This window comes from Bradyrhizobium sp. WSM2793 (assembly GCF_000379585.1).
Classification (GTDB): domain Bacteria; phylum Pseudomonadota; class Alphaproteobacteria; order Rhizobiales; family Xanthobacteraceae; genus Bradyrhizobium.
In genome coordinates this window covers 1-23,968 of sequence record NZ_KB902819.1, presented here as the reverse complement: position 1 = coordinate 23,968, position 23,968 = coordinate 1, and the positions used below count along the sequence as shown (strand labels likewise).

The following is a 23,968-nucleotide window of genomic DNA, read 5'->3' as shown; positions in this document are numbered from 1 at the left end:
TCTGCACCACGGCCTCGAGCAGCGGCAGCAGCTCGTTCAGCGAGGAGAGCTTCTTCTCGTTGATGAGGATGTAGGCGTCGTCCATCTCAACGCGCATCTTGTCGGCGTTAGTGACGAAGTAGGGGGAGATGTAGCCGCGGTCGAACTGCATGCCCTCGACGACGTCGAGCTCGGTCTCGAGCGACTTGGCCTCCTCGACCGTGATCACGCCTTCGTTGCCGACCTTCTTCACGGCGTCGGCGAGGAACTTGCCTATCTCGGCGTCGCCGTTGGCAGAGATGGTGCCGACCTGGGCGATCTCGTCGTTCGAGGTGACCTTCTTCGAGTTCTTCTGGAGATCCGCAACCACGGCCTCGACCGCGAGGTCGATACCGCGCTTCAGGTCCATCGGGTTCATGCCGGCGGCAACGGCCTTGGCGCCCTCGCGGACGATCGCAGCCGCCAGCACGGTGGCGGTGGTGGTGCCGTCGCCGGCCGCGTCAGCGGACTTGGAGGCGACTTCGCGCACCATCTGGGCGCCCATGTTCTCGAACTTGTCCTCGAGCTCGATCTCCTTGGCGACGGTGACGCCGTCCTTGGTGATGCGCGGCGCGCCGAACGACTTGTCGAGCACCACGTTGCGGCCCTTCGGACCGAGCGTGACCTTCACCGCGTTGGCGAGGATGTCGACACCGCGCAGCATGCGGTCCCGCGCGTCTACGCCGAATTTGACTTCTTTGGCTGACATGACGATTTTCCCTGAGGTTCATTTCTTTCCACCCTTGGCGGGGCGCCCGGCAGGCGCTCTTCAGGGGTGAGTGGTGCGAGCGGTGGATTTAGGCGGCCTTCTTGCTGGAAGTCACATCGGTGAGAACGCCCATGATGTCGCTCTCCTTCATGATCAACAGCTCCTGGCCGTCGATCTTGACCTCGGTGCCCGACCATTTGCCGAACAGGACGCGGTCGCCGACCTTCACGTCGATCGGGATCAACTTGCCAGCCTCATCGCGGCCGCCGGGGCCGATGGCGATGACTTCCCCCTGAGACGGCTTTTCCTTGGCAGTGTCGGGAATGATGATACCGCCAGCGGTCTTCTCTTCGGCGTCGATGCGCTTGACCACGACGCGGTCGTGAAGCGGACGGAATTTCATGCAGTCCTCCTAAGTATTTGCACGAGTTGGGGATTTTACGCTTGTTAGCAATCGCTGCCCGCGAGTGCTAGCGCGGGCGGAGCTGAAATAGGAAAGTGTTTTTCGGGAGCAAGGGTCTGTAAGGGGTCCTGCTCCAACAAATACAGTACGGAACGGACAAATAATCTCAGTTCTTACACGACTGCGCCCTCTCGGGGGCGACGATCTACGTCAGTAATAAGCGCCGCATGTGTCCGCGCGGCTTCCTGGCCTCTTCTAGGACGGCTGCGAACAGCCATCCGGCAGGAATTCTATCAGAGGGCGGGCGGAAATCCCGCCGGGTATGATCACGATGAAATATTTGGCACTCCATACCTCAGAACTGATCATCCGCGGACAGAGTTATCCTTGCCGTTGGTCAGCAGCAGCGACGGTTCACACTTCGGAGCTGTGCCTGATGCCGGCGCACAGTCCCGGACGTCCCGGGGCATCTAGGATTGCCCATCCCGGGCGGGCTACGGCAGCTTTGCGAAGAACGTGAGGCTGGCCACTGAGGTCAGTGGCTCGTGACGGGGCCGCGCTCGTTCATACCTAAGCCCGTTCTGCGGCACGTGAGCGGGTCTTTTGCGAAAATGAAAGCGCATAAAGGACGGTCGCCGCGCCCTCGCGCAGCTCCTTCGGAAGCTGCGACCAGGCGATGTCGTGATCGTGTCAGAACTTGATCGCCTACCGCGGGTCCTTTCAAGGTGCTGAGCATCTTACCGAGATCAGAGTCCCGCCGCGATCACATCGTAAGGCGCCGCCTACAAGTCACTGGCGGAGCCGTGGGCGGACAGCACGCACGAACTGGGAGAAGTGTTGGCGGCGCTGGTTGGCTACATCGCCCGCGAGACGCGGGGAGATAATTCGCGAACGAACGGCAGCGGAACGCGAACGGTCGACAGCGTGGCATGAAATTCTTTCGCGGGCTCAACAAAAGCAGAGCCATCTAACGGAGACGTGCAGGAAAAAACCTCAAGGCCATAGTACACGCCGTCAATGTGGCACATCCACGATCTTGCGCCTGGAGCCGCAATCGTCCTGAGGCTTGCTCGTGCAACCGAAAAGCATAAACCCGGCTAAGCCGGGCGTCTTCGGACGGCTTGGATGGCCCTCGTCATGACCAGGTTAGCTTGCGGCGGCGTAAGCTCGGAGATGATAGTGAGGAGATCCCGCACGGCTCTGCATCTGGTCGCAATGCGCACCAAGGACGGCCTCGCGTCTCTGTCCGATCGGGTCCGGTCATCGCTGCGTTTGCGCCCCGATCGCATTCCCGTCGGGGAGGTGCGGGGCAGCGAAGCGTTGGAACTCCCTCAAGGCCTGGGGCACCGGCCACCCCGGTGGGATCGGAACGATTCACGCCGGCACGGCGCTGGGTGCGCTCCGCCGCCTCGAACAGCTTAGCTGGGGGTGGCCTGACATACGGATACGCCGCGGTCGCTGGAAGAAGTGGCGAAGGAGTCGTTGTCGAGACCGAGGCACAAGTGATCCGGCGCATCTTTCAGGAATACGTGGACGGCCGTACGCCTCGGGAAATCGCGCACGATCTCAACAACGAGAGGATACCACCTCCGCGGGGGACTATGCGCCTGGACATTGCGTAAAGCGGGCGGGACCGGAGGAGATCAGGCAGCTTAGCCGCGCAGATCTTGCTCGCTTGGTTGCAAATTCAGTCCTTGGACATGGAATCCGTCCGAGCCGCGATTCCGTGGGTTTCGGTCGCTTCTTCCTGCAGGCGCTGGGCGTCTCCAGCGTCGCCGAGTCCGTGGCACCCGAAGCTTTCGCCTTACCTGGCAGTTCCGCCAGTACCTAATCGAGCCAAGCGCGGATCCGGAACGATACCATGCGCTGCAGTTACAGCTTCCAAACGGCATCTTGCTCTATGGACCGCCAGGATACGGCAAGACCCACGCGGTGGAACGCTCGTCGCCGTCCTCGGGAGACCAACCTTCAGTTTTACCTAGCAAACTCGGAGGCCCCGCGTTCGAACAAGCGAAGCGTAGCGCGCCGTCGCTGCTGATCCTGGAGGAGATCGATGCCCTTCGTCGGTGCGCGGACCCTTGTCACACGACCGAAAGGTGGAGGACCTGACGGAGATCCACCGGATGCTTATACCGGACAGTACAATCGTCTTGCCCTCGTAGCTGCTGAACGGATCCTGGCCAGATATGAGTAGCGTCCGAGTAATTCGTGTTTCGTAAACAACGAGTCGATGTCTTTACCGAGCTGATCGGCCTTGCGGTTGCGCGCGAGAGTCCGTCGGCGATTCGATCGATGTGGTCTTGTTCTTGGCTATGAATAGGGCGATGTGGCGAATCATGGCTGGCTAGGACTCGTGTGAGATGCAGGCTGATCGCAGGACTATCTTAATATCGTGCCAGCGATGGACGCCGCATGGTGCTCTGCGATTGCATTTTTGTCCCTCATAATGACGCTGGGAGGGCGAGGCGCTCAATGGTTTGAATGTGACGCGCAAGCAGATCGCAGGCTTGATCGATATTGCGCGATCGTAATGCTTGCAGAATCAAGCGGTGATCCTGATTGGAGCGCGGACGCCATCCGGCACTGCGCGCCATCGCGAACACCAGTCGCGAGTTTGCGAGTTGCAGTCCATCGAGGCAGGCGAGCAATCGAGGCATTGCGCAGGGCGCCACAAGAGCGTGGTGAAATGTGCGATTCGCGATCTCGAATTCCTGAATTGTCTCCGCGTTGTCTGCTTCGATCAGGGCCAGCTCAATCCGCGCCAGATGAGCCGACGTGAGTTTCGGCGCGGCATTCCGCAGCGCGACCACCTCTAGCGCGGCGCGCATCTCGGCGATCTCCTTCACCGACTTCGCGTCGAGCGATGCAACGCGCACGCCGCGGCGGGGTGCGGCAACAACGAGATGTTGTGCCTCCAGTTGCCGAAAAGCCTCCCGCACGGGGACGTGGCTCGAGTTGAATTCGCGCGCGATATGGTCCTGCCGCAGCGGTGCGTCTGGTTGTAGCGCGCCGCTGATAATGCGGTGCCCGATCGAATGCGCAATGCGTTGCGCAGTTGTCGTGTTGTCGCTCAAATTCATCATAGATTATCTATCAGAAAACATCGTGCGTGGCGGCCAGACGTCAGTTAGCATACCTCAAGATGGAAGATCATAGATAATCACAATGATTATCTATAGTTTGTAGAGGAGGCCTCGTGGCTCGGATGGTCCCAAGCGCGAAAACAGAATCGGACGACGGCTACATCGAACCCCTTCGCCACGACTGGACCCTTGGGGAGGCGGAGGCGCTCTACAACGCGCCATTCTCCGACCTGATGTTCCGCGCCCAGGCCGTTCACCGCCGCCGCTTTGATCCCAATCATCTGGAGACCGCGAGCCTTCTCAGCATCAAGACAGGCGGCTGCCCAGAGGATTGCGGTTATTGCTCGCAGAGCGCGCACTATGACACGGGGCTGAAAGCGACGCGGCTGATGGACAAGGCGGATGTGATCGCGGCGGCCGAGCGCGCGAAAGCGGCCGGCGCGACGCGGTTCTGCATGGCGGCGGCGTGGCGCAGTCCGAAGGACCGAGACCTAGACCAGGTCTGCGAGATGGTCAGCGCGGTGAAGGGTCTCGGAATGGAAACCTGCGTGACGCTCGGAATGCTGACCGCTCCTCAGGCGCAGCGTTTGCGTGAGGCCGGCCTCGACTTCTACAACCACAACGTCGATACCTCGCCCGAATTCTATGGCCAAATCATCACCACGCGGATCTTGCAGGATCGTATCGACACGCTCACAGAGGTGCGCGCGGCGGGCATCAAGGTCTGCTGCGGCGGCATCATCGGCATGGGGGAGCGCGTCGTGGACCGCCTAGGCATGCTGGTGCTGCTCGCCAATCTGCCGAGCCATCCGGAGAGCGTGCCGATCAATCTCTGGAACGAGGTCAAGGGCGTGCCGGTCATGGAAACCGCGGAACGGCCCGATCCAATCTCCCTCGCGCGTCTCGTCGCGGTCGCACGCATCCTGATGCCACAAAGCGTGGTGCGGCTGTCCGCCGGACGGCAATACATGAGCGACGAATTGCAGACGCTGTGCCTTCTCGCCGGCGCTAACTCGATCTTTATCGGCGACGCGCTCCTGACCACGCGCAACCCGCAGCGCGAGCGCGACGTGGAGTTGCTTGGGCGGCTCGGCATCAAATCCAGCCTCGACCAAGCGCAGCCGGTCAACACGCAATCTGCGCCGGCTAACGATAGCGTTCACAGCGATTGACGCCCAAACCGCGTCCGCCGACCTCGAGAGACGTTTTGAAGAATGTCAGGAAGAAGCGGGGCTTCGTGATTAGCGGCTGCCTGAGTGATTTGCGCAAGCACCCCTTCTACACGCGGGATTGATTAATGACTCCAACACGCGCGGACAAGGTGGCCACTTATCACGCCGCCTTGCGGGCCCTGAACGAGCAAGAGCGGCTGCGGCGCCTAGCGCCGCGTTCCGGCATTGATTTTGGATCGAACGACTATCTCGCGCTGGCGAGTGCGCCGCGCATGAAGAAGGCTGTGGCGGCGGCGCTGGAAGCCGGCACTCCAATCGGGGCCGGCGGGTCACGACTCCTGCGCGGAAATTGCGACGAGCACGAACGTCTCGAAGCGGAGGCCGCGCACCTTTTCGGAGCCGAGACGGCGCTGTTTTTCAGCGGCGGATATGTGGCGAATTTTGCCATCCTGACGACGCTGCCTCAACGGGGCGATCTGCTGGTACTCGATTCGCTCGTGCACGCGAGCATTCACGAAGGCGCACGGTCCGGACGAGCCGAGTTTCGCGAAAGCGCTCACAACGACCCGACGTCGGTCGAAAACACAATACGCGACTGGCGCGCGAAAGGCGGGACGGGCCGTGTCTGGATCGTGGCTGAAAGTCTATACAGCATGGACGGCGATTTCGCGCCGCTCAAGGAGCTTGTCGCAATCGCCGACAGGCATGATGCGTTTCTTTTGGTAGATGAAGCTCATGCCACTGGCGTGTACGGTGAGCAGGGAAAGGGGCTGACCGCCCCCTATGAAGGGCGCGAGAACCTGGTGGTCGTTCATACGTGCGGCAAGGCGCTGGGCGCCGCCGGTGCCCTCGTCACCGCGAGCAGAGTGCTGCGCGACTTCATGGTCAACCGTTGCCGTCCATTCATTTTTGCAACCGCCCCGTCGCCTTTGCTGGCTGTTGCCGTGCAGGAGGCGCTATCAATCTTGAAGGAGGAACCGGAACGGCAACAACGCCTGGCCAGCTTGGTCGCCTTCACACACCGGGAGATCCGCTTGCGCGGGGGCCGGAGTCCCTCCGTTTCCCAGATTGTCCCTTACATTGTCGGCGACAACGCGCGCGCCATGAAACTGGCATCGATGCTGCAGGCTCGCGGATTCGACGTTCGCGGAATCCGACCACCGACTGTGCCGGCGGGCACAGCTCGGCTGCGAATCTCCCTGACACTGAATGTCGGAGAGAATGATGTGCGTGCGTTGCTCGATGCCTTGATGGAAGAAACCGGAAGCGAGGCAAGATGGCTCGGCGATTCGTAGTCACCGGCACCGACACTGAGGTCGGCAAGACGATCTTTTCCGCAGGACTCGTCGATTTTCTTGATGCCTATTATTGGAAACCTGTCCAGGCTGGCCTTCGAGGGGAGATCGATTCCCAGGTCGTTGAACGACTGGCTGAACTTCCCGACGATCGGATTGTGCCAGAGCGGTATCGTCTTGAAGCGCCAGCCTCACCACATCTCGCAGCAGAACTCGATCGCCTTCACATCGACGCCACCGCACTCAATGTACCGGACACCGGGGATCGCCCGCTCGTGATCGAAGGGGCAGGCGGGCTGATGGTACCGCTCAATCGCAACGAACTCTATATCGACGTCTTTGCACGATGGCGGCTGCCAGTCATTCTCTGCGCGCGCACTGCCCTCGGTACCATCAATCATTCGCTGCTTTCGCTCGAGGCCTTGCACAATCGCAACATTGAAATTCGCGGTATCGCGTTCATCGGCGAAGAGAACGTCGACACCGAGAGCACCATTTGCAGGATCGGACAAGTGCGGAAGCTGGGCCGGCTCCCGTGCCTTGATCCACTCACGGCCAACGCGCTTCGCGCGGCCTTCAAGGTCTCGTTCCGTGGTGGCGATTTCGATTGATAATGTGCAAAGCAAAGTCGCGGATCTGGCATCCGTTTACCCAACATGCGCTGCAAGGCGAGATGACAAAGATTTTGCGCGGCGAGGGTGCATATCTTTACACCGCGGATGACCGTCGCATCATCGATGCGATCGCGTCCTGGTGGGTTGTGACCCATGGCCATTGCCATCCATACATCGTGAGTGCCATTCAGAAGCAGGCGGAAAAGCTCAACCAGATCATCTTCGCGGGCCACACTCATGAACCCGCCGAAGAGGTTGCCTCCCTGCTTTTGAAACTTGCGCCCCGCGGCCTCGACTACGTCTTCTTCTCCGACAGCGGCTCGACCAGTGTGGAGGTCGCGCTGAAGTTCGCGCTCGGCTATTGGCGCAACATCGGCCAGTCGCGCTCACGCATCGTCGTGATGCAGCATTCCTATCATGGCGACACGGTGGGGACGATGTCGGTCGGCGCGCGTGGTGTGTTCAATGCGGCCTACGAACCTCTGCTGTTCGAGGTTACCTCAGTGCCGTTCCCGGCGCTGGGTCATGAACAGCCGACGCTCGACGCGCTCGAGGCCGCGTGTCGCAACGAAAATCCGGCTGCCTTCATCGTCGAACCCCTGATCCTGGGAGCTGGTGGGATGCTTATGTACCCTGCTTGGGTCCTAAATGAAATGAAACGGATCTGTGAGACCTCAGGCGTCCTGTTCATTGCCGACGAGGTCATGACAGGCTGGGGGCGCACTGGAACATTATTCGCTTGCGAGCAGGCTGGTGTCACACCCGACATTGCCTGCTATTCCAAGGGCCTCACGGGTGGCTCTCTTCCGCTTGCGGTGACGCTCTGCCGCGGGGACATTTTCGACGCACACTATTCGAAAGACCGAACCCGCACCTTCTTCCACTCCAGTTCTTACACGGCAAATCCGGTGGCGTGTGCCGCTGCCAAGGCGAACCTGGATCTCTGGTGCAATCATGAGACTTACGAGCGGGTGGCCTCCGTCGCTGCAATGCAAAAACAGAAAATCGAGCCATTTCGCGCGGACGCACGCTTCGGGAATGTCCGTCAGACTGGTACTATCACAGCACTCGAGCTGAAGGTGTGCGACGAGGGCTACCTCGCCAATATCGGGCCGAGGCTGCAGGCGTTCTTTAGCGATCGAGATCTGCTGCTGCGCCCGCTTGGCAATACGATCTATGTCATGCCGCCATATTGTGTCACGTCGGCGGACCTCGAGGAAATCTACGCTGCAATTAACGATGCAGCCGATGAGCTGGTCTAGAAGCAGGCCGGATCGGTCGCCGATCGCCACAGCCTGTCGGCGAATCTGCCGAAGCCATAGGCCACGCCCGCATGACCCAACACACCGGCTGAGAAAGTCTTCGTGTGGTGATCGCGCAACCAATAGGAATTTCCATCCGTCGCCGCGCCATTTTCGAGGAATCGATTTCTTTTTTTCTCCCCCGGTTGACAATTTTGTTCCGCGCTCCCTAGGACTACTAGGTGCGTAAAGGCTCAACGGTGTTTCAAATGAGAAAAGTACTCTCTGCTAAGCAGTCGGCGAGTCGGTTGACATCAAAGCCTTGCCACTTCGCACCACAGAATCGAACTGGGGTCGTCGACGCGATGGGGTCCAAATGAGCCACGTTTCGCAGCAGCCGGTCGAGCGCATCACGATTCCCATGCTACAGCAGTGGAAGGAGGAGAGCCGGCGTCTCGTCATGACCACTGCCTACGACGCGGTTGCGGCGCGTATCGCGGATCCTTCCGTCGATATCATTCTCGTCGGTGACAGCGTCGGTAACGTTTGCCTTGGATTTGAAAACACGCTCCCCGTGAGCGTCGCGATGATGAACCATCATCTGGAAGCCGTTGCACGCACCAAGCCTCGTGCTTTGCTCGTCGCCGATATGCCGTTTCTTAGCTTCCACCTCAGCGTCGAAGAAACCATACGCAATGCCGGCGGATTCCTGCAGCGAGGCGCAGCCGCGGTGAAACTCGAGGGCGGCGGCAAGCGTATCGAGATGGTACGTGCCCTCGTCGATTGCGAGATTCCCGTGATGGGTCATCTGGGCCTTATGCCCCAGAGCGTCAATGTCATGGGTGGCTTCAAGGTGCAGGGCCGGAAAGCGGATGAAGCGCTACGGTTGCTCGATGATGCTCACCGTCTGCAGGAGGCCGGCTGTTTCGCTTTGGTGTTGGAAGGGATTCCGGCCGAGCTTGCTGGTCGAGCAACCGATTCCTTGACAATACCGACGATCGGAATCGGCGCCGGCCCGGACTGTTCAGGGCAGGTGCTCGTGTTTCATGACGTGCTGGGCCTGACCGAGGGTCATCGCCCCAAGTTCGTTCGCGCCTATGCGGAAGGCTTCCAGCAGTTGCATGATGCGCTTTTGCGCTGGGCCGCGGATGTCCGCAGTGGTGCATTCCCGGGACCGCAAGAGTCCTATCGACTTCCTGAAGGGGTCGGCGAGGCAATTACCAACTGGGCGCCGTCCAACCCAACCTGATGTAGAGCTCGACATGCAAACAATCACGAGGGTCGCTGAGCTTCGCCGCACTCTCGCAAAGTCCCGCAGTGCCGATCTACGGGTCGGATTCGTGCCGACAATGGGCTATCTCCACGATGGCCACCTGGCGCTGATCGCGGCGAGCCAGGCGGAATGCGACGTTACCGTGGTCAGCATCTTCGTCAACCCCACTCAGTTCGGACCAAACGAGGATCTCAGCACCTATCCGCGCGACTTCTTGCGCGATGAGGGACTGTGCCGCGATGCCGGTGTTGCGATCCTCTTTGCGCCGGATGCACAGGAAGTCTATCCGAGCCATTTCGAGACCTTCATTGAACCGGGCGACCTCGCGAAACCTCTGTGCGGAGCCTTCAGGCCTGGACATTTTCGCGGTGTCGCGACTGTCGTATGCAAGTTGTTCAACATGGTGCAGCCCGATGTCGTGTTTTTTGGCCAGAAGGATTTTCAGCAATGCGCAGTCGTGCGTCGCATGGCGGTTGATCTAAATCTCCCGATCGAGATCGTCACTGTACCAACCGTTCGCGAACAGGATGGGCTCGCGATGAGCAGTCGCAACCGGTATCTCAGCAAGGAAGAACGTCAGCGGGCCCTTGCGATCAATCGTGGACTATCCGCCGCGCTCGATGAATTTCGCTCAGGAGAGCGCAACGTAGAAAAGCTGATTGCGATCGCCAAGGGGCATTTAGAGGCAGTTGACCGACTGCAGTATCTTGAACTTGTCGACGGTGACACGCTCAACACCGCCGACAGTCCACTGCGACGCCCGGCGGCGCTTTGTGCGGCAGCCTACGTCGGCTCGACCCGGCTGATCGACAACGTAATACTGGCGTTGCCAACTCCGTAGCGCAATGCGTAGCCAAACCGTACGCAGCATATTGCTGGAAGAAGTGCTCAAGGTAACTTTTCGGACAGAGGTGTCGACCTGGTAGAAGGGCGAACTCCGAGCCGACGTTGTTCAGCGAGTTAGCGATGCGATAGGGGGTGCTTGCGGAATATTGTAGGACCGAGAACTTTGCGTCTGGCATCGTCACAAGTTTCGCGCGGCTGCGACCAGCGACCGTTTTGACAAACCTTGGTATAGTGTTTTGCAGTCCATGCTATATTACCGACTTACCTTTGTACAGTTGAGCACCGGTCAAGTCATTTGTACTTTCGATGTCGAACCTGGATCATTCGATCGACGGGCGGCGCGAACCCTGAACTGATACTTTGCTAGAAGTCGATGCTTCCAATCAGGTGTGAAGACGAACATCTTGAGTCGGACCTTTGGCCGATTGCACGCAAAAAAGCAGGGGCTTTATCTACGGTCCCCACTATCCGAGATCGCGATCAACGATCAGAACAGCGGAGCCAGCATTCATTCGAGCGACGAAGATGGAGAAGCGGAGGATTGGGCGCGCTATGCTCAGGAACGTGTGAGCCCTTAGAGTAGCCGATAACGCTTCCCTCACCCTACGGGCTTTTAGCGCAGTCGCCGCATTGATGATCATTGCCGTAGCGCAAGTTGCTGGCGAATTTGCATCCCCCTTGAAATGCGAGTCGAGATGGCATTTACCGAGCTTTTCATCAAACGTCCGGTATTGTCTATCGTCGTCAGTTTGCTGATCCTGCTGATCGGCTTTCGCGCGGCCACCGTACTGCCGATCCGGCAATATCCCAAGCTAACCAGTACGGTCGTCAATATCACGACTTCGTATCCTGGCGCCTCCGCCGACATGATCCAGGGGTTCATCACCACTCCCCTGGAGCAGGCAGTGGCTTCCGCGGAGGGCGTCGACTACATCAGGTCCTCATCGGTGCTCGGTACTTCGACGATCCAAGTCTACATCAAGCTCAATTTCGATCCCAACGAAGCGCTCACCGAGGTGCTCTCCAGGGTCAACTCAGTCAAATACTTGATCCCGAAGGAATCAAACGATCCGGTCGTCACTAAGTCGACCGGTCAGGCCACCGCTGTCATGTATGTCGCCTTCTCCAGCGAGGAACTGGCGGCCAGCGCGATCTCCGACTACCTCTCGCGCGTCGTGCAACCGGTTATGTCAACCGTCGATGGCGTCGCAGCGGCAAACATCCTGGGCGGCCAGAGTTTTGCGATGCGGCTATGGCTCGATACTGCGAAAATGGCAGGGCACGGCGTGTCGCCGGCTGAAGTTTCGGCTGCAATCGCCGCTAACAACTTCCAGGCCGCGGCCGGCCAGACCAAGGGCTATTTCACTATCTCCGATGTCACGTCAAACACGGATCTGCGAAGTGTCGATGACTTCAAGCGCATGATCGTCAAAGCCAATGACGGTGGTTTTGTGCGCATGGAGGACATTGCGGTAGTCGAGCTTGCCGCGCAGACCACAGACACCAGCGTCGCAATGAACGGCGAGCACGCAGTCTTTATCGGCGTTCAGGCGAGCCCGCAAGGCAATCCATTGAACATAGTGCGAGACGTTCGGGCGCTGTTTCCAGAAATGGAGCGTAACCTGCCGCCGTCACTGAAGATGAAAGTGGCCTACGACTCCACCAAATTCATTCAATCATCGATCGATGAAGTGGAGAAGACGCTCATCGAGGCCGTCGTGGTCGTGGTGGTGGTAATCTTCCTATTCCTGGCCTCGCTGCGGTCGGTCATCATTCCTGTGGTTACTATTCCCTTGTCGCTCGTTGGTGTCTGCAGCATGATGCTGGCGCTGGGGTTTTCATTCAATCTCCTGACCCTCCTTGCGATGGTTCTCGCGATCGGTCTCGTCGTCGATGACTCGATCGTGGTGGTGGAGAACATTCATCGCCATTTAGAAGAGGGTGCGCCGCCCCTACAGGCTGCTACGAGGGGCGCGCGCGAGATCGTCGGCCCCGTTGTCTCCATGACAATTACCTTGGCTGCGGTATATGCCCCAATCGGATTTCTCGGCGGCCTCACCGGTGCGCTGTTCCGCGAGCTCGCGTTTACGCTAGCGGGAGCGGTAATCGTGTCGGGCGTGATCGCTTTGACGCTGTCGCCGATGATGTGCTCACTCTTCCTGAAGCGCCCTGAGGGCGGGCGGTTTGCAAGATTTGTGAACCGCGGGTTCGCCGCCATGACACGATGGTACGGCCGCAAGCTCGACCGCTCGCTCGACTATCGTCCGATTACCGGGCTGTTTGCGCTGACCATGCTGGGCCTCGTCGGCTTTCTCTATATGCATACTTCCAAGGAACTCGCACCCGAGGAGGATCAAGGTATCGTATTCGCTCTAACCAAGGCGCCGAAATACGCCAATGTCGACTACCTCGACTATTACGGTACCAAGCTCGAAAACGCGTTCCACAAATTTTCCGAGACTGATTTGAGCTTCGTGCTCAATGGCGTTAACGGCCAGCAAAGTGGCATGGCCGGCATGTTGCTCAAGCCATGGGACGAGCGCAAGCGATCATCGATCGCGCTAAAGTCCCTTGTCCAGGCCGAGCTGTCCAAAATCGAAGGCATCAACGCGTTTGCCTTTAGCTTGCCGCCGCTTCCGGGCGGTTCGGATGGCCTACCAGTGCAGATGGTGATCAATTCGACGCTTGGCTTCCAATCCGTCTACGAGCAGATGTCGAAGCTGAAGGAAGCCGCGCGGAAGAGCGGTCTGTTCATGGTGAGCGACTCCGACCTCGAGTTCAATCAGCCGGTGGTACGAATCAAGGTCGATCGATCCAAGGCGAACGAGCTTGGCATCACCATGCAGACCATCGGTAACGCGCTCGCCACCTTGCTTGGCGGAAACTACGTCAACCGCTTCAATTTGCAGGGCCGCTCCTACCAGGTGATCCCGCAGGTGCCACGCGAGGAACGCCTGGCGCCGCAAGCAATCGGGAACTATTATGTGAAGACTGCGGCGGGCTCGATGCTCCCGCTGTCCACCGTAGTCTCCATCGAGACTGCGACTGATCCGAACGCGCTCACCCACTACAACCAGCTCAACTGCGCGACCTTTCAGGCAGTGCCGATGCCAGGCGTGACGATCGGTCAGGCTGTGGACTTCCTGGAAGCTGAGGCAAAGAAACTGCCCGCAGGCTTCAGCCACGACTTCCTCGCCGACGCCCGCCAATATGTCCACGAGGGTAACCAACTGGCGATTACGTTTGCATTTGCACTCATCATCATATTCTTGGTGCTTGCGGCGCAGTTCGAAAGTCTGCGCGATCCTCTCATCATCATGATTAGCGTGCCGATGGCAATCGTCGGCGCCTTGATCCCGCCATTCTTTGGCTGGGCGACTATGAACATCTACACCCAGATCGGACTGTTGACACTGGTCGGGTTGATTTCCAAGCACGGCATCCTGATGGTTGAGTTCGCCAATGAGCTGCAGGTCAAGGAGAGACTTGACCGTCGCTCAGCTATAGAGATGGCGGCGCGCGTGCGACTGCGTCCAATCTTGATGACCACGGCGGCGATGGTCACGGGCTTGATACCCTTGTTGACCGCAACGGGAGCTGGCGCTGCGAGCCGCTTTTCGATCGGGCTCGTGCTCGTCGCTGGCATGTCTGTCGGCACGCTGTTCACGCTCTTCGTGCTGCCGGCGCTCTATGTCGCGATCGCATCCGATCACCGTGCCGATGCGAGCTCCGGCCGGGCGACGATCGCTGCCGAGCTCGACCTCACCGGCGCTGCTGATGCCTCGATGGCGAAGCAATGATGATAAGATCAGTTTCGCTCAGTGTGGTGTAAGCGAAGGAGCCTGCGACCGCTTCACGCTCCCTTGCGTATCGAGATTTTCACGCCCGTGGCGCCGAGCTTGGCGACCATCAGGTGCTCGGCGAAGAATACATCGGCGATACGCGGTCCAATGGCCACGCTGGTTCCTGACGCGTGACCCGATGCCCTCCGGAGTGGGAAAGTTAAGGAAATGCCTGAGTTTGATGCTGCTATGTGGTTTCTGGCCGCAACGACGTGTTTTGCGGCCTTTGTGAATGGAGCCATCGGCTACGGCTTTTCGTCGCTCACTGTACCCCTTGCGCTGGTTTTCTACACCAATCGCATTCTCAACCCTGCCATTGTCATCATCGAGGTCTTCGTTAACGTTTACGTCCTCCTCATCAATCTGAAGGGCGTGCCGGTGGTTTGGAGACGAGTGTTTCCCATCTTGCTTGGACTCTTGCCGGGCATTGCGCTCGGCGGCTATGCGTTGACCTCGCTCCAGCCGGGCTGGATCAAATTCGCCACCTACACGATCATTCTGCCCCTGATCCTGCTGCAAGCTGCGGGTTGGCGCCGCCCTATCGAAGCAAGCTGGCTGATCGGACTGCCATTCGGGTGGATGCTGGGCATCCTCTATTCGGTGACGACTATCTCCGGCCCTCCCTTAGCGATGCTGTTTAACAACCAGGGCCTGGTCAAACACGAATTCCGCGCCGGCCTAGCCCTGGTTCGCGTGGCGGAATCGAGCGTGACCGCCTTCGTCTACTATCAGCTCGGCTTGTTCATTTCCGAAAGCGGTAGCTTGCTCTATGTTTTTATACCCAGTGTCATGGTCGGCATCCCGCTGGGGTCCTACGTCATTCGCCGGCTTGATCCGGAGATATTCCGACGCATCTGCATGAGCTTTGATGCTTGGATCGTGGGCTTCGGTTTGTCACGAGTGCTGATCGAGCTGGATCTAGTGCAGAGCGCCTGGGCTTATAGCGTGATGGCGGCGGCGATACTGATCGATCTCTGCCTGCTATACTTGTTCCTTACCACGCACAGGCCGACTTGGTCAGAGCGACGGTCTCGGCGAACTGCGGATATAAGCGCTTGAACGATGCCGGCGGGCACCTCGCCGAATGCGCGCGCGTCCTGGACCTGATCGACGCCCCCCTTCTTCGGCGGCAACAACGATGGCATGGAAATCAGGTTGATTGCTCCAAGACAGCCCGGCGCACCGGCGCCGGGAATTCGGGATCGCAGGACTGCCCTGAACGTTTGGAGGCCGATGTTGTCGCCATGCCATTCAAAGTGGCTGTGGTCGCCGACGGCGAACGCTAGTCCAGAACAAACGGATCACTCGAGACACGACACATCAAATGCGGCGCGGGAGACCACCTGGCCGCCTGAAACCGGGAATAATCGAGTATCAAAAGTGTCAGGCCACGTTGGCGGCTTGCGCGTGATAGCGGTGCTCGTCGTGATCTCGCGTCTCAGCGACTGCTCGTGATGAGAGCTTCCGATTGGCTGCAAAGCTGTCGGAAACTTACGGCCGTGTTCGCGCCAAGTACCAGAGGCGTCGGGCGCCGTTGGCTTTGTAGGCTTTGCAACAAGCCATTGAGCGTTGCGCCTCCAACTGTCGCAGACCAGCAACAACTGCCTACCCCCGTATAGCTAGCTCATCCGGCAAAGATCAGCCGAAACACCGCGTCCAGGGGCTCGACGATCACCCCTATTTGTCGCTCGCCCTGTGACGTAGTCCAGTTTTTGTGGCGGCATCACATTTGCAAGGCTGAAGAATGTCAACTTGAGGCCATCATCGTCGGGGCGCGGGCCGCTTGCAGGCGGCGCATCGCAGGATGAGTGGCGCCGCGCTCACGAGGCCGTTCTCTCAGGAGCGCCCGTGATACCATCTGCCAATTGGTCTGCCGGCCTGCTTGCGACGCGGCTCGCATTCTTTGTGGCCGGATTCGGCCTCGCGGCCTGGGCGCCTTTGGTGCCCCTCGCGAAGGAGCGGCTTGCGGTGGATGACCACATGCTTGGTCTTCTGCTGCTCTGTCTCGGCACGGGATCCGTCATCGCTATGCTTTTGAGCAGCCTGTCGAATGCGTGGTACGGCAGCAAGCCCATTATCCTCGCGGGTGGACTTGGACTCGCGATCATCCTGCCGTGGCTTGCAATCGCCGAGACACCTCTCAGCCTCGGTGCTACGCTGTTTGCTTTCGGCGTTTCACTCGGCTCGATCGATGTAGCCATGAACATTCATGCGATTGAATTGGAGCGCGCCACCGGCCGTCCATTGATGTCCGGCTTCCATGCCCAGTACAGCCTGGGGGAATTCACCGGCTCTGCCGCCGTGACCTCGTTCCTCTCGCTGCAGCTTGGCCCGCTTTTTTCGACGTTCCTCTGTTCGGCGTTAATGACGATCGCGATTGTGTCGGCTTGGCTGGGGTTGCTCGGGACGGGTTCGAGGCAGCAGGGGCCATTGTTTGTCTTGCCCCATCGCAGTGTAATGCTAATAGCTGTGCTCGCGGCTATCACCTTTCTTGTTGAAGGTGCAATGCTCGATTGGAGCGCTTTGCTTCTCGTTGAACGAGATCTTCTCGCGGAGGCGCACGGGGGCATTGGTTGTATGCTCTTCTCAATCGCCATGACCGCAGGGCGTCTCAGCGGAGATGCCGTGGTGGCGCGTATCGGCGACCGTGCCACATTGATGCTCGGGACTCTGCCGACCGTGACAGGCTTCTTGGCCGTAGTGGCCGCGCCCGTTGCGTTGATTGCTATGGCGGGGTTCCTGCTTATTGGATTGGGTATTTCAAATGTTGTACCCGTACTGTGTCGACGCGCCGGCAAACAGAAAGTGATGCCAGCAGGCGTTGCGATCGCGGTCATCACGACAGCCGGCTACGCGGGTATACTCGTCGGGCCCGCTGGCATCGGGCTCGTCGCACACATGTTTGGTTTGCCCTTGGCGTTCGCGATGTTAGGCGCGCTCATGTCCATCGTTACATTGTCGGCGAGGATCATGATGATAGACCCCCGCTAAGCCGTTGGTCGAGAGGAAAGGGACACCAGCACGCTTCCGGCTAATGATCGTCCACCGCTCGGCGTAGAGGCTTAGAGCCGATGAGCGACTCAATGTGATGGCAGCACATCGATCATTACCATTCTCCTTTTGCTGCAGTCGGCTGGCTGCGTCGTAGCTAGGATACACCGCGTCACTCGAGTCCTTGGCGTCCATCTGAGCGCGGTTGTTGACATTCAACATTTGTCGACTGCGAAGCAAAATTGATCGTTATTGAGCGGCGAGTCACCTACGCTGGACTTCAACGCCGATTGATACGTAGGATCAGCCCCTTATCGGGAACAAGCAGATCACTCTGGTGCTGTCCGCTATCGGCGCGATACGCCCGGTATGCCAGCTGAATGCCGTCCTCGAGCGACGTCGTGGCGCGCCAGCCGAGCGCGGACAGCCGCCCGATGTCAAGCAGCTTGCGCGGCGTGCCGTCCGGGCGCGACGGGTCGAAGCTGATCTCACCGCGAAAACCGACGGCGGCCGCGACCATGAGTGCGAACTCGGCGATGCTGATGTCCTCGCCGGTGCCGATATTGACCAGTTCCGGCGAGGAATAGGTTTTCATCAGATGGATGCAGGCGTCGGCGAGATCGTCGACATAGAGGAATTCGCGGCGCGGCGTGCCGGTGCCCCACACCACGACGTTGCCGCCGCCCGATATCTTTGCCTCGTGAAAGCGGCGGATCAGCGCGGCGACGACGTGGCTGTATTCGGGGTGATAGTTGTCGCCGGGGCCGTAGAGATTGGTCGGCATCACGCTGATGAAATCGGCGCCGTACTGGCTGCGATAGGCCTCGGCCATTTTGATGCCGGCGATCTTGGCGATGGCATAGGGTTCGTTGGTCGGCTCCAGCGGGCCGGTCAACATCGAATCCTCTCGCAGCGGCTGCGGCGCCAGGCGCGGATAGATGCAGGAGGAGCCGAAGAACATCAGCTTCTCGCATCCATTGGCATGGGCCGCTTGGATCACGTTGCTCGATATCGCCAGATTGTCGTGCAGAAACTCGGCGCGCAGCGTGTTGTTGGCGACGATGCCGCCGACCTTGGCGGCGGCGAGGAACACGGCCTGCGGCCGCTTCGCGGCAAACCAGGCATTCACCGCGCCCTGGTCGCGCAGGTCGACCTCGTTGCGCGACACCGTCAAGAGATTGGCCTGTTCGCGTGCCAGCCGGCGCATCAGCGCCGCGCCGACCATGCCGCGGTGGCCGGCGACGAAAACCGTCTTGCCCTTCAGTTCAAACGCAGTGCTTGCCATTGGCTGCGTCCTGCCTGGCTTCGACGAGATCGCTGGCGAGCATTTCCTTCACCAACTGCGAGAACGGCGTCTTCGGCGCCCAGCCCAGTTTCGCGCGCGCCTTGCTGGCATCGCCGATCAGGAGATCAACCTCGGTCGGACGGAAATAGGTCGGATCGATCTGCACCAGGGTCTTGCCGGATGCCTTGTCGAGGCCGACCTCCTCGACGCCCTTGCCGCGCCACTCGATGCTGCGCCCGACCTCGGCAAACGCCAGCTCGACGAACTCGCGGACCGACCGAGTCTCGCCGGTCGCGAGCACGAAGTCGCCGGGCTCGTCGACCTGCAGGATCCTGTGCATGCCCTCGACATAGTCGCGGGCATGGCCCCAGTCACGCTTGGCGTCGAGATTGCCGAGATAGAGCGTGTCCTCGATCCCGACCTCGATGCGTGCGATGCCGCGGGTGATCTTGCGGGTGACGAAGGTCTCGCCGCGGATCGGGCTCTCGTGATTGAACAGGATGCCGTTTGAGGCAAACATGCCGTAGGCTTCGCGGTAGTTCACGGTGATCCAGTAGCCGTAGAGTTTCGCCACGCCGTAGGGCGAGCGCGGATAGAACGGCGTGGTCTCCTTCTGCGGAACTTCCTGCACCAGGCCGTAGAGCTCGGAGGTGGAGGCCTGATAGAAGCGCGTCTCCTTCTCCATGCCGAGGATGCGGATCGCCTCAAGCAGCCGCAGCACGCCGATCGCGTCCGCGTTGGCGGTGTATTCCGGGCTTTCGAAGCTGACGCCGACATGGCTCTGCGCGGCGAGGTTGTAGATCTCGGTCGGCCTGATCTGCTGCATGAGCCGGATCAGGTTGGTCGAGTCCGTCATGTCGCCATAGTGCATCAGGAACGGCACCTCGCCGACATGCGGGTCCCGGTAGAGATGGTCGACGCGAGCGGTATTGAAGGAGGACGACCGCCGCTTGATGCCGTGCACGACGTAGCCGAGACCGAGCAGATACTCGGCGAGATATGCGCCGTCCTGCCCGGTGACGCCGGTGATCAGCGCAACGCGCCGCTTTGAGTCCTGAGCCGCCATGGTCTCTCTTAGTTGCGCCGGAAAGAAAGCCTCCCTGTGAAACGCTATTGCGAAGCCGATTCTCAAGAAATCTAGATGCGCAAGCGCGCTCCACCCGCAATTAGAGGAAAGCGATCGTTAGCTCCAGTCATACACATCATGTAGGAATGCACACTATATACATTGATTTAAGTTGGACTGGAAGACGCCAACAGATTGAGCTTAGAAAATGAAAGTCAAGTAAGCCGCGCAACCTGCGGGGCGATATTTCCAATGAGATAGAAGCCGACGGTATGTGTTCCCTTATCTATCCTCAGGCGCATGTACGCACTCGCGTGGTCTCGTCATGGCTTGGGAGAGCGACGAGCTGGGACCGCAGTCGTCAATGCATTTGTCGGAGTGAAGGGATGCAAGCCAGCACGCAGTCAAGCCTGCGCATCGTAGTCTACAAAGCGCCCGTACCGTTAACTTGCGAACAGAGCACTCCGTCTTGGGTCGATTCATCACCCGTGATCAGAGACGTTGCCAATATCCAACTCGCGGCAGGCAGTGGACGGTCGACGCAAGACAAATGAGAAAGAGTAGCAAACGTTGGTATAGATCCTCGAACGTATCGATATCGAAAGTTTACGTTTGTACAATAGAGTTTCGACGCCAATCGTTTAGTCTCGACGAACGTAACGTGCCTCGGTCCGAGTATGATGAGCCTCTTAAACCCGCGCCGGCAAAATGTTTCCAGTGACACAGGACAATTCACGCTAGAGCGGCTGCGCAATATATCGGCGCCAGACTATGTAGAAGCCATATCTCCCGAATGGAGCGCAGCCGACACGGAACGTGAACCTCTCGAAAGGTCTATCAGTGAGACGCAAGGACTCAGTTACTCTCACATCCACTGCCGCTCGGTTCGCCGGTATCGCTGCTCACTTTCCTGGAATTTGAGCTGCATTCGTGAAATGGCTCATCAGTGATGATGAGCCAAACAAGACAAGATGTTTTATCGTAGGATAATTGGCCTGCCGATCTGGTTCGAATGTTCTCATCTATGGAGCCAGACTATTTGCGCGATGTATCCTCGCATCGGCTTGTGGCGACGACGACAGCTATCGTCGCAACCGCGCGATTCTGTTCGTGTCGGGATTGGATGTCGCGCCACGCTGCAAGCGCACCTGCATATCTGGCTCTCTTCGAAGCGGTCACGCCTTTCGCGGCCGCATTGCAGTTTGTACACGATAGGCAGCCAAAAGCGGAATGCAGCCAGGCGAAGCGATGATGGCTGAAGAGATCTAACTCACGCTTGTGAACGCGGCGGCGATAGCGCCGGCCGCGACAAATCCCGAACTTGACGTCTGTTATCATCGGGCAAGCGAATTTCATAACGGGGTTCCTGTGAGGGGAACGTCGGGCTTCTTTAACTTGGGCAGCATTGATCCATATGTGTGGAATTGTCGGCATCTTGGGGCGTGGCCCGGTCGTTGGGCAGTTGGTCGCGTCGCTTAAGCGATTGGAATATCGTGGCTACGACTCCGCAGGCCTCGCTACTCTCGAAGGTCTCCGCATCGAGCGGCGACGCGCTGAAGGTAAGCTAAGAAACCTTGAGGAGCGGCTGCGCTATTACCCGCCGTCGGGTCGTACCGGTATTGGTCACACCCGCTGGGCAACTCATGGAAAGCCGACCGAGAGCAATGCTCATCCGCATGCGACGGAAAATGTAGCGGTCGTTCATAACGGGATCATTGAGAATTTCAGCGAGCTGCGAGCCGAGCTGGAGCGGAATGGAGCCCATTTTGACTCAGAGACGGACACCGAGGTGGTGGCACATCTCGTCGAATCCTATCTCAAGAACGGCTACTCGCCGCAGGATGCGGTACAAGCTTCGCTGCCGCGGCTGCGCGGTGCCTTCGCGCTGGCATTCCTTTTCAAGGCGCACGACGATCTTTTGATCGGCGCGCGCAAGGGGTCGCCCCTTGCGATCGGACATGGTAACGGCGAAGTGTATCTAGGATCGGACGCGATCGCGCTCGCGCCTTTGACCGACAAGATTACCTATCTTGAAGACGGCGACTGGGCCGTGCTTACGCGCACGATGTGCGTGATTTATAGCGCAGACGGCTCCGTCGTCCAGCGGGAAACAACAAAGTCTGGCGTATCGTCACTCCTTGTGGACAAAGAGAATTATCGCCACTTCATGGCCAAGGAAATCCACGAGCAGCCGACCGTTGCCGGCAAGACATTAGCGCATTATCTCGACATGGCGGCCAAGCGTGTCGCCCTGCCGCTCACATTGCCGTTCGACTTTAAATCCATTCAGCGCATCTCAATTACCGCGTGCGGCACGGCGAGCTATGCCGGGCACATCGCCAAATATTGGTTCGAGCGGCTGGCGCGCTTGCCTGTCGAGATCGATGTAGCGTCCGAGTTCCGCTACCGGGAGGCGCCACTGCGCCGGGGCGATCTCGCCATCGTCATCTCGCAGTCGGGCGAAACCGCTGACACACTGGCTGCGTTGCGATACGCCAAGGGGCAGGGCGTGCACACGATATCAGTGGTCAACGTCCCGACCTCGACGATTGCGCGCGAGAGTGAATCCGTTCTGCCGACGCTGGCAGGGCCAGAAATCGGCGTAGCCTCCACAAAGGCATTCATCTGCCAGCTGATCGTATTGGCGGCGCTTGCCGTCTCAGCAGGCAAAGAGCGCGGTAAGCTGTCTGAGATCGATGAGTCGAAGCTCGTGCGTGAGCTTATCGAAGTGCCGCGATTGATTGCTGCGGCGCTGTTGATCGAGCCGCAGATCGAGAAGCTCGCGCGTTATATCGCCGACTCGAGGGACGTGCTCTATCTCGGTCGTGGCACATCGGCCCCCCTGGCGTTGGAGGGCGCACTCAAGCTGAAGGAAATTTCCTATATTCACTCAGAAGGTTATGCCGCCGGCGAGCTCAAGCACGGACCGATCGCACTAATCGATGAGGCCGTGCCTGTGGTGGTGATCGCGCCTTACGACCAGGTCTTCGAGAAGACCGTCTCGAACATGCAAGAAGTTGCCGCTCGGGGCGGCAAGATCATCCTGATCACCGATGCGAAGGGTGCTTTGGAAGCGACGGTGGACACACTCATGACCATTGTGCTGCCGGAGATGGTCGCAAGCTTTACGCCGATGGTCTATGCCATTCCGGTTCAGCTCCTGGCTTACCATACCGCCCTCGTAAGGGGCGCGGACGTGGATCAGCCGCGTAATCTAGCAAAATCGGTGACCGTCGAATGAGGCCGCAGTGTTAGTATCGGAGCATTGAGGCCTCGGCGTCGAGCCGTTGGGCTTGCGTTTGGTCGCGTCGATTTCGTGGGGACGGAACCGGACAAGTTCTCGATCTTGCTGTATCCGAAGTTGTTCGTAGCTGCTGTATGGTTGCGCGACTCAGGCCGTGCTCCGCTGAGCGGCGAGACGACGACGTCACTATGGCGTGGGCGAGCTCAGAAGGAGAACGATCCCGGCATCAACAGGTCAATCATAGACCGATCCAGCTAAAGAGCTAGATTCCGTCGTGCTTACGTCATCACGTCAGGACACCAATGTTAAGAAACCGATTTCAGCGGTGATTGGTCGCTAAGGGCAGCGATGATGGTGGTCGGGAAGAGACGCCAAAGAGTCCTCAGCCAGGCGAGGATGCGGCGGAAGTTATGGCCGACGGCAGAGAGGATGACGTTGGCGGCATCGCCGGACCGGTGAAGTACTGGAATTACGGGTCGTGGAGCCAGCGCTCGCACACTCCCTCATCGGACAGGCCGTAAATGTGCTTGAGCAGCAGCAGCCCGATCACAAAGCGGGTCGCGATCCCGGGCCGGCCGTTCTCGCTGTACAGCGGCGCGATCTCGCCGTCGATCCAGTCCCAATCGACCTTGCCGGCGAGCCGAAGCAGCGCGTGCTTCATATTGATGATCTGGTCCAGCCTAGCCCGGAACAGATCGCCCGATCNCGTCGTCCTGTGCTTCTCCGGTCGCATCGCCACCTCCGATGCGACGACGGAATCATGGCTGGCGATTCGACGGAATCCCGAAAATGAAATTGCAAGGCTCCGATGCCCGGTGCACCAAACCCTGCATTCGCAAACCAGTCCACAACGACAAAATGCGATTCTAGCTCAATCGCTTAGCCG

At 59.2% G+C, this 23,968-nt stretch carries 18 protein-coding genes and 2 pseudogenes; 14 read left to right on the top strand and 6 right to left on the bottom strand.

What is annotated here, in order from left to right:
- Together groEL and groES are read right to left on the bottom strand one after the other, a co-directional pair.
- On the bottom strand, positions 1-727 hold a 727-nt coding region (gene groEL, locus A3AS_RS0137055; RefSeq protein WP_018322493.1), incomplete at its 3' end, for a chaperonin GroEL.
- Positions 728-815: 88 nt separating this feature from the next.
- On the bottom strand, positions 816-1,130 hold the full coding sequence (gene groES / locus A3AS_RS0137050) for a co-chaperone GroES (protein ID WP_018322492.1): 315 nt from the start codon (positions 1,128-1,130) through the stop codon (positions 816-818).
- Positions 1,131-1,751: 621 nt separating this feature from the next.
- Between groES and A3AS_RS50215 the strand changes: the two genes are divergently transcribed.
- The 3 genes and pseudogenes from A3AS_RS50215 to A3AS_RS46170 all read left to right on the top strand — a co-directional run bounded on the left by A3AS_RS50215 (position 1,752) and on the right by A3AS_RS46170 (position 2,752).
- Positions 1,752-1,862 carry a recombinase family protein gene (locus A3AS_RS50215; RefSeq protein WP_130219856.1) on the top strand — a complete coding sequence of 37 codons (111 nt, stop codon included), beginning with the start codon at positions 1,752-1,754 and terminating at the stop codon, positions 1,860-1,862.
- A 465-nt stretch (positions 1,863-2,327) separates the two neighbouring features.
- Positions 2,328-2,550: pseudogene (locus A3AS_RS46175) on the top strand (ATPase, T2SS/T4P/T4SS family); the annotation flags it as partial.
- Positions 2,489-2,752, top strand: coding sequence for a recombinase family protein (locus A3AS_RS46170; protein ID WP_371260741.1), 264 nt, complete (start codon positions 2,489-2,491; stop codon positions 2,750-2,752). The pseudogene A3AS_RS46175 and the gene A3AS_RS46170, both read left to right, overlap by 62 nt.
- Positions 2,753-3,571: 819 nt before the next feature.
- Here A3AS_RS46170 and A3AS_RS0137040 read toward each other — a convergent pair.
- Positions 3,572-4,210 (bottom strand): GntR family transcriptional regulator, encoded by a 639-nt coding sequence (locus tag A3AS_RS0137040; RefSeq protein WP_085964263.1) that lies wholly within the window; start codon positions 4,208-4,210, stop codon positions 3,572-3,574.
- A gap of 125 nt (positions 4,211-4,335) precedes the next feature.
- Here A3AS_RS0137040 and bioB point away from each other — a divergent pair, with 125 nt between their 5' ends.
- The 10 genes from bioB (at position 4,336) to A3AS_RS0136985 (ending at position 17,487) form a co-directional block, all read left to right on the top strand.
- Positions 4,336-5,385 (top strand): biotin synthase BioB, encoded by a 1,050-nt coding sequence (bioB, locus tag A3AS_RS0137035; RefSeq protein ID WP_018322490.1) that lies wholly within the window; start codon positions 4,336-4,338, stop codon positions 5,383-5,385.
- A 125-nt stretch (positions 5,386-5,510) separates the two neighbouring features.
- Positions 5,511-6,680, top strand: coding sequence for an 8-amino-7-oxononanoate synthase (locus tag A3AS_RS0137030; protein ID WP_018322489.1), 1,170 nt, complete (start codon positions 5,511-5,513; stop codon positions 6,678-6,680).
- Positions 6,662-7,291: a dethiobiotin synthase gene (gene bioD / locus A3AS_RS0137025; protein WP_018322488.1), complete on the top strand. Its 630-nt coding sequence runs from the start codon at positions 6,662-6,664 to the stop codon at positions 7,289-7,291. The genes A3AS_RS0137030 and bioD overlap by 19 nt, the downstream gene beginning before the upstream one ends.
- A 2-nt stretch (positions 7,292-7,293) precedes the next feature.
- Positions 7,294-8,556, top strand: a complete 1,263-nt coding sequence (locus A3AS_RS0137020) for an adenosylmethionine--8-amino-7-oxononanoate transaminase (protein ID WP_018322487.1) — start codon at positions 7,294-7,296, stop codon at positions 8,554-8,556.
- Between the two features lie 355 nt (positions 8,557-8,911).
- Entirely contained in the window at positions 8,912-9,784 is an 873-nt protein-coding gene (gene panB, locus A3AS_RS0137010) for a 3-methyl-2-oxobutanoate hydroxymethyltransferase (RefSeq protein WP_018322485.1), read from the top strand.
- 13 nt (positions 9,785-9,797) lie between these two features.
- Positions 9,798-10,649, top strand: coding sequence for a pantoate--beta-alanine ligase (panC, locus tag A3AS_RS0137005; protein WP_018322484.1), 852 nt, complete (start codon positions 9,798-9,800; stop codon positions 10,647-10,649).
- Between the two features lie 700 nt (positions 10,650-11,349).
- Positions 11,350-14,454 carry an efflux RND transporter permease subunit gene (locus A3AS_RS0137000; protein WP_018322483.1) on the top strand — a complete coding sequence of 1,035 codons (3,105 nt, stop codon included), beginning with the start codon at positions 11,350-11,352 and terminating at the stop codon, positions 14,452-14,454.
- 210 nt (positions 14,455-14,664) lie between these two features.
- Positions 14,665-15,555, top strand: coding sequence for a sulfite exporter TauE/SafE family protein (locus A3AS_RS0136990; protein WP_018322481.1), 891 nt, complete (start codon positions 14,665-14,667; stop codon positions 15,553-15,555).
- Positions 15,552-15,782 carry a hypothetical protein gene (locus A3AS_RS47965; protein ID WP_157644497.1) on the top strand — a complete coding sequence of 77 codons (231 nt, stop codon included), beginning with the start codon at positions 15,552-15,554 and terminating at the stop codon, positions 15,780-15,782. Before A3AS_RS0136990 ends, A3AS_RS47965 begins: the two co-directional genes overlap by 4 nt.
- Before the next feature lie 565 nt (positions 15,783-16,347).
- A complete protein-coding gene (locus A3AS_RS0136985) occupies positions 16,348-17,487 on the top strand; it encodes an MFS transporter (protein WP_049815098.1) in 1,140 nt (379 codons plus the stop codon).
- Between the two features lie 280 nt (positions 17,488-17,767).
- Here the strand turns inward: A3AS_RS0136985 and A3AS_RS0136980 are convergent, their stop codons facing one another.
- Both A3AS_RS0136980 and gmd read right to left on the bottom strand, forming a co-directional pair.
- Positions 17,768-18,772 (bottom strand): GDP-L-fucose synthase, encoded by a 1,005-nt coding sequence (locus tag A3AS_RS0136980; RefSeq protein ID WP_018322479.1) that lies wholly within the window; start codon positions 18,770-18,772, stop codon positions 17,768-17,770.
- Positions 18,753-19,838 (bottom strand): GDP-mannose 4,6-dehydratase, encoded by a 1,086-nt coding sequence (gmd, locus tag A3AS_RS0136975; protein WP_018322478.1) that lies wholly within the window; start codon positions 19,836-19,838, stop codon positions 18,753-18,755. The genes A3AS_RS0136980 and gmd overlap by 20 nt, the downstream gene beginning before the upstream one ends.
- A 1,414-nt stretch (positions 19,839-21,252) precedes the next feature.
- On the opposite strand from gmd, the gene glmS reads away from it, so the two are divergent.
- Complete coding sequence (glmS, locus tag A3AS_RS0136970; RefSeq protein ID WP_018322477.1) at positions 21,253-23,079, top strand: glutamine--fructose-6-phosphate transaminase (isomerizing); 1,827 nt, start codon at positions 21,253-21,255, stop codon at positions 23,077-23,079.
- Between the two features lie 475 nt (positions 23,080-23,554).
- On the opposite strand, the pseudogene A3AS_RS0136960 reads toward glmS, so the two are convergent.
- Positions 23,555-23,815: pseudogene (locus A3AS_RS0136960) on the bottom strand (transposase); the annotation flags it as partial.
- Positions 23,816-23,968: the final 153 nt, after the last annotated feature.

Bases quoted from the DNA above. Each gene is read 5' to 3' on its own strand.
- glmS (WP_018322477.1), top strand. From the start codon at position 21,253: ATGTGTGGAATTGTCGGCATCTTGGGGCGTGGCCCGGTCGTTGGGCAG.
- groES (WP_018322492.1), bottom strand. From the start codon at position 1,130: ATGAAATTCCGTCCGCTTCACGACCGCGTCGTGGTCAAGCGCATCGAC.
- A3AS_RS0136990 (WP_018322481.1), top strand. From the start codon at position 14,665: ATGCCTGAGTTTGATGCTGCTATGTGGTTTCTGGCCGCAACGACGTGT.
- gmd (WP_018322478.1), bottom strand. From the start codon at position 19,838: ATGGCGGCTCAGGACTCAAAGCGGCGCGTTGCGCTGATCACCGGCGTC.
- A3AS_RS0137000 (WP_018322483.1), top strand. From the start codon at position 11,350: ATGGCATTTACCGAGCTTTTCATCAAACGTCCGGTATTGTCTATCGTC.
- A3AS_RS0137040 (WP_085964263.1), bottom strand. From the start codon at position 4,210: ATGAATTTGAGCGACAACACGACAACTGCGCAACGCATTGCGCATTCG.
- bioD (WP_018322488.1), top strand. From the start codon at position 6,662: ATGGCTCGGCGATTCGTAGTCACCGGCACCGACACTGAGGTCGGCAAG.
- A3AS_RS0136980 (WP_018322479.1), bottom strand. From the start codon at position 18,772: ATGGCAAGCACTGCGTTTGAACTGAAGGGCAAGACGGTTTTCGTCGCC.
- panC (WP_018322484.1), top strand. From the start codon at position 9,798: ATGCAAACAATCACGAGGGTCGCTGAGCTTCGCCGCACTCTCGCAAAG.
- panB (WP_018322485.1), top strand. From the start codon at position 8,912: ATGAGCCACGTTTCGCAGCAGCCGGTCGAGCGCATCACGATTCCCATG.
- bioB (WP_018322490.1), top strand. From the start codon at position 4,336: ATGGTCCCAAGCGCGAAAACAGAATCGGACGACGGCTACATCGAACCC.
- A3AS_RS0137020 (WP_018322487.1), top strand. From the start codon at position 7,294: ATGTGCAAAGCAAAGTCGCGGATCTGGCATCCGTTTACCCAACATGCG.
- A3AS_RS0137030 (WP_018322489.1), top strand. From the start codon at position 5,511: ATGACTCCAACACGCGCGGACAAGGTGGCCACTTATCACGCCGCCTTG.